The organism is Erythrobacter sp. AP23 (assembly GCF_001542855.1).
Classification (GTDB): domain Bacteria; phylum Pseudomonadota; class Alphaproteobacteria; order Sphingomonadales; family Sphingomonadaceae; genus Qipengyuania.
Genome location: NZ_LNBY01000012.1, coordinates 169487 through 186467, shown reverse-complemented (window position 1 = coordinate 186467; position 16981 = coordinate 169487). Strand labels below are relative to the sequence as shown.

The window sequence follows — 16981 nt, the reverse complement described above, 5'->3', positions numbered from 1 at the left end:
GGGCATGGGGCGGTCAGCATGGCGGTGGCATCCGGCCGCGTCCAGCTCGTCACTATCCGCCATCGCTCGCTTACTCTCGCACGCTTTCGCATCCTGTGGATCGCGCTGGGCTTCGCCTTCGTGGCGCTGATGGCGCTGGTGCGGATCGGCTATCTCGGCATGTCGGATCACGGCATGCGCGGCACCTCGCTCGAAGAGGCTCTGCTGCCGCCACGCGGGGAGATCACCGATCGCAACGGCGTGCCGCTCGCGCGCGCCTTTCCCGCCTATGCGCTGTGGTTCAATCCCAAGGCGCTGGGGGAGGAGGGCGCGCCGCTGGTGCGCGATCCCGAAACCGTCGCCGCCAAACTCAAGGCGATCTTCCCCGACCTCGACGAAGAGGCCGTCGCCGCGCAGCTGGCCTCCGGCAAACAGGGCTATATCCGCCGCCGCGTCCTGCCCGAAGAAGCCAATCGCGTGCAGGAAATCGGCGAGCTGGCGCTCGAAATGCCGATGGAGAACGACCGCCATTATCCGCAAGGGTCGATGGCCGCCCACGTGCTCGGCTATGTCGCCGCGGACGGCAAGGGGCGTGTCGGTATGGAGCAGGTGCTCGATGCCCAGCTGTCCAACCCCGCAACGCGGGGAACACCGGTAGCCCTGTCGATCGATTCGCGCGTCCAGGGCGCGCTGGAAGACGAACTGCGGCGCGGCATGAAGCTGGTCGAGGCGCAGGGCGCGGCGGGGATCGTGCTCGATGTCGACACGGGTGAAGTGCTTGCGCTGGCCTCGCTACCCGAGTTCGACCCCAACAAGATCGATGCGCGCGGTCAGAAGCTCATGTTCAACCGGGTGACCAACCAGGTCTATGAACTCGGATCGACCTTCAAGCCGCTCTCGGTCGCTGCGGCCATCGATGCGGGCGTGGTGCGCAATCTCGGGCGCCGTTGGGATGCCAGCCCGGTCAAGGTCGGGCGGTTCAGCATCCGCGACAGCCACGACATGGGTGACGATCTCAATGTGGTCGAGACGCTGATCCATTCCTCCAACACCGTAACCGCCCGCGTTGTCGACGAACTGGGCCCCGAGCGGATGCGCCGGACCATGATCGATCTCGGCATGAACGAGCGCCCCTATATCGAGCTCCCGGCCAAGGGATTCCCGATCTGGCCGGGTGAGAAATGGCCGCGGCTGCGCTCGATGACGGTCGGCTATGGCCACGGGATCGCCGTCACCCCGCTGCACCTTGCCAGCGCCTATGCGGCCATGGTCAATGGCGGTATCTGGCGCCCGGCGACGCTCAGGAAACTGGGGCCGGGCGAAGCGCCCAAGGGCCGCCGCGTGTTCAAGGCCTCGACCTCGAGCCGGATGCGCCAGATCCTGCGCGCGACCTCGATCTATGGTACCGGCAAGAACGCCGATGCGCCGGGTTACCGCGTGGGCGGCAAGACCGGTTCGGCAGAAAAACCCGGCGGCAAGGCAGGTTATCGCCGGACCGCGCTGGTATCGACCTTTGCCGCGGCCTTCCCGATGGATCGCCCGCGCTATGTCGTGATCGCCATGCTCGACGAGCCGCGCGGTACGCTTGCCAGCTCGTACCAGCGGACCGCCGCGTGGAACGCCGCACCCATCGTCGGGCGGTTGGTGCCGCGAATCGGCCCGTTGATCGGCGTGCGTCCCGACGATACGCGCGACGTCGACATTTCGGATATCAAGCCGCTGATCCCGGAGGCGAACAAGTGAAGCTTGCCAAGCTCTGCGCCGAGGCGGGGATCGCCTGCGATGCCGAGGCAAACGTGACGGGTTTTGCGATCGACAACCGCAAGGTTGCGCCCGGCACCGTGTTCGGCGCGTTCCAGGGCACCAGGGTCAATGGTGAGGATTTCATCCCCGCCGCAATCGAAAGCGGCGCCGTGGCAGTCGTCGCGAGGCCCGAGGCGGCGGTCGAGGGTGTGATCCATATCGCCGACGATATCCCGCGCCGCGCCTTCGCGGATCTGGCCGCGTGTTTCTATAGGCCCGTCCCCGAGCATATCGTCGCGGTCACCGGCACCAATGGCAAGACTTCGACCGTCGAGATGACGCGCCAGATCTGGCGCATGGCGGGCGAGCGCGCGGCGAGCGTCGGCACGCTGGGGGTGACGACGCCGGACGAGAGCGTTTCGACCGGGCTGACGACGCCCGACATCGTCACCTTTCTGTCCAACCTCAGCGGGCTTGCGCGCGAAGGCGTGACGCATGTCGCCTACGAGGCATCGAGCCACGGCCTTTCGCAATATCGCAACGAAGGCGTGCCCGTCATGGCTGCGGGGTTCACCAACTTCAGCCGCGACCATCTCGACTATCACGCGGATATGGAAGACTATTTTGCTGCCAAGATGCGCCTCTTCGACGAGGTCGTCTCGGACGATGCCACGGCGGTGATCTGGATGGGATCGGGCGAAAGCGGCTGGAACGCGCGCGTGATCGAACATGCCGAGCGACGCGGGCTCGCCATCATGACCGTCGGCGAGCAGGGCGAGGCGATCCGGCTGACCAGGCGCGAGCCGACCCAGCTGGGCCAGTCGCTCACGGTCGAGCACGAGCGCAAGAGCCGGACGATTAATCTGCCGCTGATCGGCGCCTACCAGGTGTCAAACGCGCTGACTGCGGCCGGCCTTGCGCTGGCGACCGGAATCGAGGCGGGGCTCGTTTGGGATGCGGTCGCGCGCCTGCAGCCCGTGCGCGGACGGCTCGAGCGTGCGGTCATCGCGCCGTCGGGGGCGCCGGTCTATGTCGATTATGCGCATACCGCCGACGCGCTTAAAGCTGCAATCGCGGCATTGCGACCGCATGTTTCGGGAAGGCTCATCACCGTATTCGGGGCGGGCGGCGACCGCGATCACGGCAAGCGCGCGCCCATGGGTGAAGCGGCCGCAAAGGCCAGCGACCTCGTGATCGTCACCGACGACAATCCGCGCGGCGAGGATCCTGCGGAAATCCGCCGCCAGGTGCTTGCAGGCGCGCCGCAGGCACGCGAAGTTGGCGGACGTCGCGAAGCCATCCTCGCAGCCATCGCCGAAGCGGGTGCGGACGATATCGTCCTTATCGCCGGCAAGGGACATGAAACGGGTCAGATCATCGGATCGGGAGAGAACATGCGGGTGTTGCCCTTCGACGACGTCGAGGTCGCGCGCGAATGCGCGGCGGAAATTGCCAGAGGTGACGCATGAGCGCGGCAATCCTGCGCCATCCGGCCTATCTCGAATGGCCTGCCGACCCGCGCGACCGCTTGCCGCTGACGCTGTGGGATGCGCAGAGCATCGCCGAAGCCGTGGGCGGCACCGCAAGCCATGATTTCCAGGTCGCGGGCGTCGAGATGGACAGCCGCGACGTGGTCAATGGCGATCTGTTCATTGCGCTCAAGGGCGAGACGATGGACGGCCATCGCTTCCTCGACAAGGCTTTCGCCAATGGCGCATCCGGCGCAATCGTCGATCGCCCGGTTGACTGGCCGCACATCCTGGTCGAGGACACGACCGAAGCGCTGAAGGCACTTGCCCGCGCGGCGCGCAGCCGGGTTGAGGCGAAAATCATCGGCGTGACCGGCTCGGTCGGCAAGACCGGCGTCAAAGAAGCAATCTTCGCCAGCCTCGAGCGCGCCAGCCGCGGGGCCGCGCATCGTTCGACGCGCAGCTACAACAACCATGTCGGCGTTCCGCTCAGCCTTGCGCGCATGCCCGTGCGCAGCCGTTTCGGCGTGTTCGAGATGGGCATGAACCACGCGGGCGAGATCGAAGGGCTGACCACCCAGGTTCGTCCGCATGTCGCGGTGATCACTACCATCGCCCCGGCGCATATCGAAAACCTCGGCAGCATGGAGGCGATCGCCGACGCCAAGGCGGAAATCTTTGCCGGGCTCGAACCGGGCGGCGTCGCGGTGCTCCCTGCCGACAGCGAGTATTACCAGCGCCTCAAGCTTGCCGCGCTGCGCGCAGGGGCGCGGGTCGTCAGCTTCGGCAAGGCACGCTTCGCCGACGTGCGCTTGCTCGACGCCATCCCCAGCGCCAATGGCGGCAGCCTCGTGACCTGCGAATTCCCCGAAGGACGGCTGTGCTACACCGTCGCCGAACCCGGCGATCACTGGGTGGTTAACTCGCTCGCGGTCATGGCGACCGTGCGTGCGGCGGGCGGAGACATGGCTGCGGCCGGCCTCGCGCTTGCCGAAATGGGCGGGCTCAAGGGCCGAGGCGCGCGTCACGGGATCGATGTACCCGGCGGCAAGGCTTTGTTGATCGACGAGAGTTACAATGCCAATCCCGCCAGCATGCGCGCCACGCTGGCGCAGCTCGGCCAGACTCCTTCGGGTCGCCGCATCGCCGTGCTCGGCTCGATGAAGGAACTGGGCGATTTCGGCCCGCAGTTCCACGCCGCGCTCGCCGAACCCTTGCTGGCCGCCGATGTCGACTTTGCCGTTCTAGTCGGTGACGAGATGACCTACCTCGCGCGGGAACTGGGGAAACCGGAGGGCTGCGTCCTTGGCAAGCCGATCGCCTGGGCGCATTGCCAGACGGCCGACGAGGCGGTCGAGTTACTCGAAGACTTCGGTGTCGTCGCGGGCGATGCGGTGCTGATCAAGGGTTCCAACTCGGTCGGTCTCGGCCGGCTCGTGGATCATTTCACCCGCGCCGGTTAGGCGCGACGAGAGGCTAGCTTGCTGTATCTCCTCGCCGAATGGTTGAATTTCGAAGGCATCTTCAACCTCGTGCGCTACCAAACCTTCCGTGCGGGCGCGACGCTGATGACCGCGTTGGTCATAGGCCTCGTCATCGGTCCGCGCTTCATCGACATGCTGCGCGTTCGCCAGGGCAAGGGGCAGCCGATCCGCGAGGACGGTCCGCAATCGCACCTCGCCAAGCGCGGCACGCCGACCATGGGCGGGCTGATGATCCTCATCAGCCTGACACTGTCGGTGCTGGTCTGGATGGACTTGCGCAACCCATTCATCTGGTCGTGTCTCGCCGTCACGCTGGGCTTCGGCCTGATCGGCTTCCTCGACGATTTCGACAAGGTCTCCAAGGCCAGCCACAAGGGCGTTTCGGCGCGTGTGCGGTTGCTGATGGAATTCGCGGTGGCGGGCGTGGCGGCCTATATCACCGTTAGCCAGATCAGCACCTTCGTCTACGTACCCTTCGTCAATGACTTCGGGGTCGAACTGGGCGTTTTCTACTATGTTTTCGCCGCCATCGTGATCGTGGGGGCGGGCAATGCGGTCAACCTGACCGACGGACTCGACGGGCTCGCGACCATGCCGGTGATTATCGCCGCCGGTACCTTTGCCCTGATCGCCTATCTCGTGGGCCGCGTCGATTATTCCGACTATCTCGGCATCCCGCATGTCGCGGGGGCGGGTGAACTGGCGATCTTCTGCGCTGCCATCATGGGGGCGGGGCTGGCCTTCCTGTGGTTCAACGCGCCGCCCGCCGCCGTATTCATGGGCGATACCGGCAGCCTTGCGTTGGGCGGGGCGCTCGGCGCAATCGCTGTGGCGACTCATCACGAGATCGTGCTGGCGGTGGTCGGCGGGCTGTTCGTGTTCGAGGCACTCAGCGTCATCATCCAGGTGTTCTGGTTCAAACGCACCGGCAAGCGCGTCTTCCGCATGGCGCCGATCCACCACCATTTCGAACAGCTCGGCTGGTCGGAGAGCAAGGTCGTGATCCGCTTCTGGATCGTGTCGATCGTGCTCGCGCTCATGGGGCTCGCAACGCTCAAGCTCAGATGATCGCATCGCCCGCCTGGAAGGACAAGAAATACGCGGTGCTAGGCCTCGCGCGCTCCGGCCGGGCGACGGTCGAGGCGCTGCTGGCTGCCGGTGCCAACGTGCTGGTGTGGGACGACCGCGCCGAGGCGCGCGAGCCCTTTGCCGGGCGCTGCGCCATCGGCGATCCGCTGGAGGCGGACCTCACTGGCTATGCGGGCGTGGTCGTCAGCCCCGGCGTTCCACTCAACACGCACCCGATCAAGCCGCATGCGGATAGCTTCGGTGTCCCGGTGATCGGCGACGTGGAACTGTTCGCCCAGGCGCGCGAGCACCTGCCGCCGCACAAGGTCGTCGGTATTACCGGCACCAACGGCAAGTCGACCACCACCGCGCTGGTCCATCACATCCTGAAAGAGGCGGGCCTGCCGACCACCATGGGCGGCAATATCGGCCTGCCGATTCTCGAGCAGGAGCCGCTGCCTGAAGGCGGGGTCTATGTGCTGGAGCTGTCGAGCTACCAGATCGACCTGACCTATTCGCTGGATTGCGACGTGGCGGTGCTGCTGAACATCACGCCCGACCATCTGGACCGGTATGATGGAGATTTCGGGAAGTACGCGGCGGCCAAGGCGCGGCTGTTCGAGATGCAGTCGCCTCGGCGCTTTGCCGTGGTCGATGATCGGGCCGAAGCGGACGAAGACGTTTTGGAGACCGCCGAAGATCCGTTGATCCAGTTCATCGGCGACGTCGATGTGGGTCATTTGTCTGATTGTCCAACACTGCAAGGGCCGCACAATCAGCAAAACGCTGCTGCTGCTTCGGCAGTCTGTAATGACCTTGGCCTGACTGACGAGCAAATAGCCGAGGGACTTCGCACCTATCCGGGCCTCCCCCACCGCATGGAGCGCGTCGCGGAGATTTCCGGCGTTGTCTATGTTAACGACAGCAAGGGCACCAACACCGCCGCCTCCGCCCCCGCTCTCGCGGCGTTCGACAACATCCACTGGATCCTCGGCGGACTCGCCAAAGAGCCGGGGCTGGGCGAGTGCGAAGCCGAGCTGGGCCATGTGAAGGCCGCCTACACCATCGGCAAGGCCGGTCCGGACTTCGCCGCGCTGCTGGAGGGCCGCGTGCCGGTCGAACAGTGCGAAACGCTCGACCGTGCGGTGAGCGAAGCCGTTGCGAAGGCCGAGGCGGGCGATACCGTCCTGCTGTCCCCCGCCTGCGCCAGCTTCGACCAGTATCGCGATTTCGAGGCTCGTGGCGACCATTTCCGCTCGCTGGTGGAGGGGCTGAGGTGAACTCGACCACGCAGCCCTATGTCCCCGGAAAGCGCCAGCCCGCGCATATGCCGAAGGGCAAGCTTTCGCGCTGGTCCGAGCTCAAGATCTGGTGGCGTGAGATCGATCGCGTGCTGCTGTTGCTCGTGTTGCTGTTGATGAGCTTCGGCACCATCGCCGTCGCCGCCGCCAGCCCGGCCAGCGCCGACCGCCTCTCGACCTCCAGCGAAACGCTCGACCCTCTCTATTTTTTCTATCGCCATCTCGCCTGGCAGGTGCTCGCGCTCGGCACGCTGCTCGGCATCTCGATGCTGGCACGCGAGAATGCGCGACGGCTCGGAATCGTGCTCGCTGCAGGCATGACCGGTCTGCTCTTCCTGGTCCCGCTGATCGGCGTCGAGATCAACGGTGCGCGGCGCTGGATCAATCTCGGCATGCAATTCCAGCCGTCCGAGTTTTTGAAGCCCGGCTTTGCCGTCGCCATGGCCTGGATCCTGAGCTGGCGCATGCGCGATCCCAACCTGCCCGTGCTTGGCATCGTGACCGCCTATCTCGCGCTGATCGCCGCACTGATGATGATGCAGCCCAATTTCGGCGGCACCATCCTATTCGGCGGCGTATGGTTCGTGATGGTCGTGCTTTCGGGCGTCGACGTAAAGCGGCTCGGCGCGGTTGTCGGTGGCGGGATTGCGGGCCTTACCGCGACCTATTTCCTCTATGACAACGCGCGCCACCGGATCGATGCTTTCCTCGGAGGCGGCACGGCCTTCGACCAGGTCGACCTCGCCAGCCGCACATTGCTCGCGGGCGGGTGGACAGGTGCGGGTTACGGCCTCGGCATCCGCAAGATGAGCCTTCCAGAAGCGCATACCGACTACATCTTCAGCGTGATCGGCGAAGAGTTCGGGCTGATCGCCTGCGGCCTGATCGTGCTGCTCTATCTGGCCATAGTCGTGCGCGTATTGATGCGGCTGATCGACGAGGAGGATCTGTTCGCACTGCTCGCGGGTGCGGGGCTGATCGCGCTGCTCGGCGGGCAGGCCTTCATCAACATTCTCGTCAATCTGCAGCTCTTCCCGTCGAAGGGCATGACGCTGCCGCTGGTCAGCTACGGTGGTTCCTCGACCATTGCCATCTGCCTCAATGTCGGGCTCATGCTGGCAATCACGCGGCGAAACCCGTTCCTGAAAAGCAAAACCAGGGGACTTGGCGACAGGCTCGGCATCGGGCAGACGGCCCCGATGAAAAACCACACGGGTTCCGCACGCCGGGAGATTCAGCCATGACGGGCGCCAGCCGACACTATGTCCTCGCGGCCGGGGGTACGGGCGGGCACTTGCTGCCCGCCTTCGCGCTGGCCACCGAGCTGGATCGCCGCGGCCACCATGTCGCGCTGATTACCGATGCGCGCGGGGCCGATATCCCCGGCAAGCCAGACTTCATGCCCGCGCATGTTATTCCCGCCGGACGGTTCGGCAAGAACCCGCTGACCTGGTTCAAGGGAGCGAAGGCCGTGCTGGAGGGCCGCCGCATGGCGCTGCGGCTGTTCGACAGTTTCGAGCCGAGCGCCGTGGTCGGCTTCGGTGGCTATCCATCCTTGCCATCGCTCCTTGCCGCGACCAGCGCGGGCGTGCCTACGGTGGTACATGAGCAGAACGCCGTGCTGGGCAGGGTGAACCGGCTGTTCGCGGGCCGCGTCGATGCGATTGCCACCGCTTATCCCGAAGTCGAACGCCTCGACGCCAAGCATGCGGAAAAGGTCCATCTCGTCGGCAATCCGGTGCGCGCGGGCGTGCTTTCCTTGCGCGACGAACCGTTTCCCGCCGTTACCGAAGATGGCCTGCTGCGCGTGTTGGTGACCGGCGGCAGCCAGGGCGCGCGGGTGCTGTCCGAAGTCGTTCCGGACGGCCTCTCCATGCTACCACCCGCACTGCGACAGCGTTTGCAAGTGACACAGCAATGCCGGCCGGAAGACCTCGAGGCAGTGCGCCAACGTTACCGGAGCCACGGGATTCCTGCCGAACTCGCGACCTATTTCGAGGATATGGCCGCGCGGCTGGCCGATGCGCATCTGTTCATCGGCCGCGCGGGCGCCTCGACCGTTGCCGAGCTGACGGCGGTCGGTCGTCCGGCGATCCTGATCCCCTTGCCGATCGCGACCGACGATCACCAGGCCGCCAACGCGCGCGAACTCGCCAAGTCGGGCGGGGCGCGGATGATCCGGCAGGAACGGTTCACCGGCAAGGAACTGGCCAAGCAGATCAAGGCGCTCGCCGAGAACCCCCAGGGACTCGCCAAGGCCGCGCATGCGGCCTGGAATTGCGGCCGGCCCAAGGCGGTCGAAGACCTTGCGGACCTGGTGGAGAGCTTCGGCGGGGCGGAAATGATGGATGTCATCCGTGTGGGCGGCAACACCGCGCGCGGTGCGTCGCAGGGCCTTCCCGCCGGGCAGGGTGCCACTCGGGAGAGGGCGGAATGAGGGGCGTCCCGACAGATATCGGCACAATCCACTTCGTCGGAATCGGCGGCATCGGCATGTCGGGCATCGCCGAGGTGATGGATAACCTCGGCTACAGCGTGCAGGGCTCCGACGTTAAGGAGAGCCCGACGGTCGAGCGCCTGCGCAAGCGCGGGATCACGATCGCCATCGGGCATGCGCCGGAAAACGTCGAAGGGGCGGCAGTCGTAGTCACGTCCACGGCGGTGAAGCGGACCAATCCCGAAGTCGCCTATGCGCTGGAAAACCGCATCCCGGTGGTACGCCGCGCGGAAATGCTGGCCGAGCTGATGCGGCTCAAATCGACCGTCGCGGTGGCCGGGACGCATGGCAAAACCACCACGACAAGCATGATCGCTGCGCTGCTCGATGCGGGCAATATCGACCCCACCGTGATCAACGGCGGGATCATCGAGCAATATGGCTCCAACGCGCGGCTCGGCGACAGCGAATGGATGGTGGTCGAGGCCGACGAAAGCGACGGCAGCTTCCTGCGGCTCGACGGGACCATTGCCGTGGTCACCAACATCGACCCCGAGCACCTCGACCATTACGGCGATTTCGACGGGGTGAAGGATGCCTTCGTCGAGTTCATCCACAATGTGCCCTTCTATGGCGCCGCGATCCTGTGCATCGACCACCCCGAAGTGCAGGCGGTGATCGGCAAGGTGCGCGATCGCAATGTCGTGACCTACGGTTTCAACCTGCAGGCCGACATCTGCGGCGTGAACATCCGCCCCGATGCTGGCGGTAATTGCTTCGACGTGATCGTCCGGCGGCGCGGGCAGGAGGATCGCAGGATCGAAGGCGTGCGCCTTCCCATGCCCGGTCGCCACAACGTCCAGAACGCCCTCGCCGCGATCGCCGTATCGATCGAGATGGGCTGCCCGGACGATGTCATCTGCAACGGGTTTTCCGCTTTCGGCGGTGTCCGCCGGCGTTTCACCAAGGTCGGCGAGGTGCCGAGCGGCAGGGGCGTGGCGACCATCATCGACGATTACGGCCACCACCCGGTCGAAATCAGGGCTGTCTTGGGAGCAGCGCGCGAAAGCGCCGGCGAGGGCCGCGTCATCGCCGTGGTCCAACCGCATCGATACACCCGCCTGCGCGATCTGATGGACGAGTTCCAGAGCTGCTTCAACGAAGCCGACGAGGTCTATGTAACGCCGGTCTATGCCGCGGGCGAGGATCCGATCGAGGGCGTAGACGCCGATGCGCTGGTTGCCGGTCTCAAGGCGCGGGGCCACCGCGCGGCGCGCACGGTCCAAGACGAAACGGACCTGGCTGAAAAGCTGGCTGCCGATCTGCGCGCTGGCGATTTCGTCGTCTGCCTCGGGGCGGGCGACATCACCCAATGGGCGGCAGGCCTCACCAACGGCATCGCAAAGGCCAGTACGGCATGAGCAGTATCGACCAGCCGAACGATGTCTGGAACGCGGACACCGGAATGGCTCCCGATTGCGAGGTGGAAGGCGGGATTGCTGCGCCCATCGAGACCCAAGGTCTGCGCGGAAAGCTCACGCCCGACGCGCCTTTGGCCAAGCTGGTCTGGTTCAAGAGCGGCGGGGCGGCCGACTGGCTTTTCGAACCCGCCGATCTCGACGATCTCAAACTGTTTCTCGAACGGCTGGATGGCGACCTGCCGGTCATGGCGCTGGGCCTCGGCTCGAACCTCATCGTGCGCGATGGCGGTGTTCCCGGCGTCGTCGTCAAGCTGGGTAAGCCCTTTGCCGGGATCGAGACAGGCGACGATTACACGCTGACCTGCGGCGCCGGGGCGCATGGCATCCTCGTCGCCTCGACCGCCCGCGACGCGGGTATCGCGGGGCTCGAGTTCATGCGCGGCATTCCCGGAACCGTCGGGGGCTTCGTGCGGATGAACGGCGGGGCATATGGCCGCGAGGTATCCGACGTGCTGATTGATTGCGACGTGATCATGCCCAATGGCCAATGGATCACGCTGCCTGCGAAAGACCTGCAATACACCTATCGCCATTCCGCGCTGCCCGATGGCGCGGTGGTCGTGCGCGCGCGGTTCCAGGGCGAGCCCGGTGACCCCCAAGCTATCGGGGCGAAGATGGACGAAATCGGCGAAGCACGTGAAAACTCGCAGCCGCTGCGCACCAGGACGGGCGGATCTACCTTCAAGAACCCGCCGGGCAGGAAGGCCTGGGAGCTGGTCGATGCCGCCGGTTGCCGGGGCCTGCGCATGGGCGGCGCACAAGTGAGCGAGAAGCACACCAATTTTCTCATCAATGTCGACAATGCGACCAGCGCCGATATCGAGGGACTCGGTGAGGAAGTGAAGCGCCGCGTCTACGAGCATTCGGGCGTCGAACTCGAATGGGAAATCCAGCGTGTGGGGCGGCCGTGACCCTCGTCAGGAAATTGCACATTGCCGTTCTCATGGGTGGCTGGGCCAATGAGCGGTCCGTCAGTATGATGTCGGGCGAAGGTGTCGCCAGCGCGCTGGAAGAGCGCGGGCACCAAGTCACGCGGATCGATATGGACCGGCAGGTTGCCGCGCGGATTGCCGAGGCCGCACCCGATGTCGTCTTCAACGCGCTTCACGGCGTGCCGGGCGAGGATGGGACTGTGCAGGGCATGCTCGATCTTATGGGCGTGCCCTATACCCATTCGGGCCTCGCCACCTCCGTGATTGCGATCGACAAGCAGCTGACCAAGCAGGCGCTGGTGCCGCACGGCATCCCCATGCCCGGTGGGCGCATCGTCAAAAGCGCCGATCTGTTCGAACGCGACCCGATGCCGCGCCCCTATGTGCTCAAGCCCGTCAACGAAGGCAGCTCGGTCGGTGTGGCGATCGTCACCGACGAGGGCAATTACGGCAACCCCATCGCGCGCGATGCCGAGGGCCCCTGGCAGGAATTCGCGGAGCTTCTCGCCGAACCCTATATCAGGGGGCGCGAGATGACGGCTGCGGTGGTCGATTTCGCGAACGGACCGCGCTCGCTGGCGGTGACCGAACTCAAGCCCAAAAGCGGGTTTTACGATTTCGATGCGAAGTATACCGACGGCATGACCGATCATGTCTGCCCGGCGGATATCCCGCAGCACATTGCCGATCTGTGCCTCGAATATGCGCTCAAGGCGCACAAGGTGCTCGGCTGTCGCGGCACCAGCCGGACCGATTTCCGCTGGGACGAGGAGCAGGGCGAGGACGGCCTCTTCGTCCTCGAGACCAATACCCAGCCGGGCATGACGCCCTTGAGCCTCGTGCCCGAACAGGCGAAGCATGCCGGCATCGAGTATGGCGAGCTGTGCGAGCTGGTAGTCGCGGCCGCGCTACGCCACCATTCGGCCGATATCGGTGGCGGTGATGGCTAAGGTCAAGCGCAAACCCACCGGCGTTCGCCGCTCGGCTGCGGCGCAGAACCGCAGCCAGAAGGCCCGCGCCGCCAAGCGCCACACCAGCGGTCTGCTCGACCGGGCGATGGCTGCGCTCCCCTTCACCGAGGAGCAGTGGCACAAGTTCTTCCTGTTCGTCATTATCGTCGCCGGCGCAGGCATCGCCTGGACCATCGCGAGTTATGCCGGCGTGCCCGAACTGGCGCGGACGGAGCTGGCCAAATCCGCCTCGCGTTCGGGCTTCGAGGTCAGCCGCGTGCGCGTTTCGGGGGTGGAGCGCATGAACGAGCAGTTGGTTTACGAGCGTGTGCTGGCCGAGCGCGATCGACCGATGCCCCTGATCGAGCTGGAGGATGTGCGCGAGCGGCTGCTCGAATTGCCGTGGGTGGCCGACGCACGCGTATCGCGCCAGCTGCCCGACACACTCAAGATCGATATCGTCGAGCGCGTTCCTCACGCGGTACTGAAGAAACCCGACCGCCTGGTGTTGATCGATCGGGAGGGCAACGCGCTCGAGCCGATCAGTGCTGAGAATGCCGAGGGCAAGTTGCTGATCGAGGGGCCGGGTGCCGCGCGCCAGGTGGAGGAATTGGGCAGGCTGCTCGATGCCGCCCCCGCGCTGAAACCGCAGATCGCCTCGGCCGAATGGGTCGGCAACCGGCGCTGGAACCTGACATTCAAGACAGGCCAGCTGCTGGCTCTTCCCGAAGGCGATCTCGGCCCGCCCGCGCTGGTCAAGTTCGCCCAGCTGGACGGCATGCACCGCCTGATTGGTGGCAAGCCCATCGCGATCGACATGCGCGTGCCCGATCGTGCCTATCTGCGCTGCGAGGAGGGGCCGTGCCCCAAGCAGATGGCGCTCAACGGACGGGGCGAATAGTGGCCAGCCAGCAGCCGCGCATCACCCGAATCTTTGGTGCCGTGAACATCGGTTCGTTCCGCGTTTCGGCGATGATCATGGGGCAGGCCGAGGGCGGCGAAATGGTCGTGCTGGGATCGAGCCACCGCGCGAGCGACGGGATCAAGCGTGGATATGTGACGGATATGCGGGCGGCGAGCCACGCGATCCGTACCGCGGTGGAGAAGGCCGAGGCCAATGCCAATACCTCGATCCAGAGCGTGTGGATCGGCTGTGCCGGGGCGGGGCTGTCGAGCAAGATTTCGAGCGTCGAGATCGCCATTGGCGGCAGGCGCATCGAAGAGGACGATATCGAGCACCTGCTCTATGCCGCGCGCGACCATCTGCACCCCGACGGGCGGATGGTGCTGCACGCGCAGCCCGCGCATTACACGCTCGACGGGGCGCATGGGGTCGCCAACCCCAAGGGCCTCCATGCCGAGGCGCTCGGCGTCGATGTCCATGTGACGCTGGCCGAAGGCGCGCCGGTGCGCAATCTGATCGAGGCGGTGCAGACCGCGCATCTCGACGTGGAAGGCGTGGTCGCGAGCCCGCTGGCTGCCGCTTATGCTTGCCTGGGCGCCGAGGAGCGCGATCTCGGCGTGGCGCTGGTCGAGATCGGTGCGCAGGTAACCAATGTCTCCGTCCATGCCGGGGGGATGCTGCTGGGCCTCAAGTCGATACCCAGTGGTTCGAACGACATTACCGATGCGATCGCCTCATCGCTGGGCATTCGCCGCAGCCAGGCCGAACGGCTCAAATGCGTTGCGGGCTCAGCCATCGCGACGCCCACCGACCACCGCGAGATGATTCCCGTCAACGGCCCCGGAGAAGATCCCGGCGGTCGCCTCGCCCGCGGTGCGGATGAGCACAATCGCATCGCCCGGGCCGAGCTCGTTTCGATCGTCACCGACCGGCTCGGCTTGGCGACTGCCGAGATCGGAAAGGCCCTGAAGGCTCTGGGCTTCTCGGGCGGTCAGGGAGGGCAGGTGGTCCTGACCGGCGGCGGAGCGGAATTGCACGGTATCGCCGAGTTCATGCAAGGGGCACTTGGTCAGCCGGTGCGCATCGGCAAGCCGCCGGCCCTGCAAGGCTTGCCCGAGGCCCATGCGACGCCGGGTTTCGCGGCGCTCGCCGGATTGTGCCTCTACGCTGCGGACGATCCGATCGATATCCGTTCGGTCGGGCCGCGCTACCAGCCTACCAAACGGTATCGCGGCATGGGTCTGGTGAACCGTGTCTTTCAAGCGGTGCGCGAGTATTTCTGAGGGTTGATGCTCGGCGCAAACCCGCCTTTAGCCCTTGTGGATAAGGCAAACATCGCTTCGACCTGCGATTCGCTTTGTGCCAGAGATGTGACATAACGCCAGCAGGCGATTTACGAATACCCAGGGGACTCTTGATGAGTATCAATATCGGACCGGCATCTGACGACGATCTTCGTCCCAAGATAATGGTCGTGGGCGTTGGCGGGGCGGGCGGCAATGCCATCGCCAATATGATGGCGGCAGAGATCGAGGGCGTCGATTTCATCGTCGCCAATACCGACGCCCAGGCTCTCAGTACCTCCGCGTCCGAAAAACGCATTCAGCTTGGCCCCGATATCACCGGCGGTTTGGGCGCTGGCGCGCGTCCCGAAGTGGGTAAGGCCGCCGCCGAAGAAACCGTCGACGAGATCGAGGACGCGCTCGACGGCGTGAACATGGTGTTCATCGCGGCCGGCATGGGCGGCGGCACTGGCACCGGCGCGGCCCCCGTCATCGCCGAGGCGGCGCGCAAGAAGGGCGTGCTGACCGTGGGCGTGGTGACCAAGCCGTTTCTGTTCGAGGGCACGCGCCGCATGCGCGCGGCGGAGGCGGGAATCGACGAGCTGCAAAAGCATGTCGATACGCTGATCGTCATTCCCAACCAGAACCTGTTCCTGGTCGCCAAGGCGGAAACGACGTTCAAGGAAGCCTTCCAACTGGCCGACGAAGTGCTCCAGCAGGGCGTGCGTTCGATCACCGACCTGATGGTCATGCCGGGCCTCATCAATCTCGACTTCGCCGATGTCCGTTCGGTAATGAGCGAGATGGGCAAGGCGATGATGGGCACCGGCGAGGGCGAGGGCGACAACCGCGCGCTCGAAGCGGCCGAGCACGCTATCGCCAATCCACTGCTCGACGGCGTTTCGATGACCGGTGCCAAGGGCGTGATCATCTCGATCATCGGCGGGGAGGACATGAAGCTTCTCGAGGTGGACGAAGCGGCCAATCATATTCGCGAACTGGTCGATGAAGATGCCAACATCATCTGGGGCTCCGCGTTCAATCCCGACCTCGAGGGCAAGATCCGCGTCTCGGTGGTCGCAACGGGCATCGAACAGAATGGCTCGATGCCCGCGGCATCCACGCGTTCCTTCTCGATGCGCGAAAGCAGCGCGCCCAAGCGCCCGGCCCTCGACCTGTCCAGCGACAGTGTCGCCGAGGAAGAGCCGTTCGAGCTGAACGAGGGTCTTTCGGCCGATCCCGAGCCGCAGCCCACGCCGGCGCCGGAACCGGCCTCCGAGCCCGAGCCGGTTACAGCAGAGGCCGATGCGCTCGACCTGACCGATGAAGCCGAGGGCGAGGAAAGTGCCCGGCCCTTCGGTCTTTCGCCGGCAACTTCGGGTTCTTCCCAAGAGGAAGACGAGGACGGCTATGACGATGTCGACGAGATCGTCGATCCGCTGGCCGGACTGCGCAACGAGCATACCGAGCGCTTCGATGGGCCCGATGGCGATGGGGTTCCCCCGCCTGCCGAGGATAGCGAATTCGGCGGTGCTCCGACCGAGGGTGGCTGGAGCGAGGACCGTCCGCCGCTCGACCTGTCGGGCGACATGCGCGAGGATTCCCGGGAACCGCAGGACGAATTCGAACTCGGCGACGAACATCTCGCCGGGGAAAGCCCGCTGGCTACCAAGCCCGGCCGCAAACAACCCGCGCAACCCGGCGAAGGTTCGGCCGGCGGCGCATCCGGCACCGATGCTCCGGCTGGCGGTCAGGGCGCCGGTGGCGGATCCGGATCGCTCCCCGGCAATACGCTGTTCGAGCGCATGGCCAATCTCTCACGCGGGGCGAGCAACGCGGAGACCGAAGACGACGAGGAGGAGGGAAGTGGCGAGAGCAGCAGCGGCGGGCTCAACATCCCGCGGTTCCTCGGACGTCAGAACAACCAGTAGTCACAGCCGGGTCAGCGCG

Annotated in this window: 13 protein-coding genes; all 13 read left to right on the top strand. The window is 65.5% G+C overall.

Annotated elements, in window-relative coordinates; genetic code table 11:
* The first annotated feature begins 18 nt into the window (after positions 1 to 18).
* A complete protein-coding gene (locus tag ASS64_RS06210; RefSeq protein ID WP_067691664.1) occupies positions 19 to 1722 on the top strand; it encodes a penicillin-binding protein 2 in 1704 nt (567 codons plus the stop codon).
* On the top strand, positions 1719 to 3191 hold the full coding sequence (locus ASS64_RS06205; protein ID WP_067691412.1) for a UDP-N-acetylmuramoyl-L-alanyl-D-glutamate--2,6-diaminopimelate ligase: 1473 nt from the start codon (positions 1719 to 1721) through the stop codon (positions 3189 to 3191). The genes ASS64_RS06210 and ASS64_RS06205 overlap by 4 nt, the downstream gene beginning before the upstream one ends.
* Positions 3188 to 4654 (top strand): UDP-N-acetylmuramoyl-tripeptide--D-alanyl-D-alanine ligase, encoded by a 1467-nt coding sequence (gene murF / locus ASS64_RS06200; RefSeq protein WP_067691408.1) that lies wholly within the window; start codon positions 3188 to 3190, stop codon positions 4652 to 4654. The genes ASS64_RS06205 and murF overlap by 4 nt, the downstream gene beginning before the upstream one ends.
* Positions 4655 to 4672: 18 nt before the next feature.
* Positions 4673 to 5743 carry a phospho-N-acetylmuramoyl-pentapeptide-transferase gene (gene mraY / locus ASS64_RS06195; protein WP_067691405.1) on the top strand — a complete coding sequence of 357 codons (1071 nt, stop codon included), beginning with the start codon at positions 4673 to 4675 and terminating at the stop codon, positions 5741 to 5743.
* Positions 5740 to 7023 (top strand): UDP-N-acetylmuramoyl-L-alanine--D-glutamate ligase, encoded by a 1284-nt coding sequence (gene murD, locus ASS64_RS06190; protein WP_067691402.1) that lies wholly within the window; start codon positions 5740 to 5742, stop codon positions 7021 to 7023. The genes mraY and murD overlap by 4 nt, the downstream gene beginning before the upstream one ends.
* Before the next feature lie 47 nt (positions 7024 to 7070).
* Complete coding sequence (locus ASS64_RS06185) at positions 7071 to 8288, top strand: FtsW/RodA/SpoVE family cell cycle protein (protein ID WP_067691662.1); 1218 nt, start codon at positions 7071 to 7073, stop codon at positions 8286 to 8288.
* On the top strand, positions 8285 to 9481 hold the full coding sequence (gene murG, locus ASS64_RS06180; RefSeq protein WP_067691399.1) for an undecaprenyldiphospho-muramoylpentapeptide beta-N-acetylglucosaminyltransferase: 1197 nt from the start codon (positions 8285 to 8287) through the stop codon (positions 9479 to 9481). Before ASS64_RS06185 ends, murG begins: the two co-directional genes overlap by 4 nt.
* Positions 9478 to 10902 carry a UDP-N-acetylmuramate--L-alanine ligase gene (gene murC, locus ASS64_RS06175; RefSeq protein WP_067691396.1) on the top strand — a complete coding sequence of 475 codons (1425 nt, stop codon included), beginning with the start codon at positions 9478 to 9480 and terminating at the stop codon, positions 10900 to 10902. The genes murG and murC overlap by 4 nt, the downstream gene beginning before the upstream one ends.
* A gap of 44 nt (positions 10903 to 10946) precedes the next feature.
* Positions 10947 to 11873 carry a UDP-N-acetylmuramate dehydrogenase gene (gene murB, locus ASS64_RS06170; protein WP_067691660.1) on the top strand — a complete coding sequence of 309 codons (927 nt, stop codon included), beginning with the start codon at positions 10947 to 10949 and terminating at the stop codon, positions 11871 to 11873.
* Entirely contained in the window at positions 11843 to 12844 is a 1002-nt protein-coding gene (locus tag ASS64_RS06165; RefSeq protein ID WP_198147664.1) for a D-alanine--D-alanine ligase, read from the top strand. Before murB ends, ASS64_RS06165 begins: the two co-directional genes overlap by 31 nt.
* A complete protein-coding gene (locus ASS64_RS06160; RefSeq protein WP_067691390.1) occupies positions 12837 to 13745 on the top strand; it encodes a cell division protein FtsQ/DivIB in 909 nt (302 codons plus the stop codon). The genes ASS64_RS06165 and ASS64_RS06160 overlap by 8 nt, the downstream gene beginning before the upstream one ends.
* Entirely contained in the window at positions 13745 to 15031 is a 1287-nt protein-coding gene (ftsA, locus tag ASS64_RS06155; protein WP_067691387.1) for a cell division protein FtsA, read from the top strand. Before ASS64_RS06160 ends, ftsA begins: the two co-directional genes overlap by 1 nt.
* 134 nt (positions 15032 to 15165) lie before the next feature.
* Positions 15166 to 16962 carry a cell division protein FtsZ gene (gene ftsZ, locus ASS64_RS06150; RefSeq protein WP_067691385.1) on the top strand — a complete coding sequence of 599 codons (1797 nt, stop codon included), beginning with the start codon at positions 15166 to 15168 and terminating at the stop codon, positions 16960 to 16962.
* Positions 16963 to 16981: the final 19 nt, after the last annotated feature.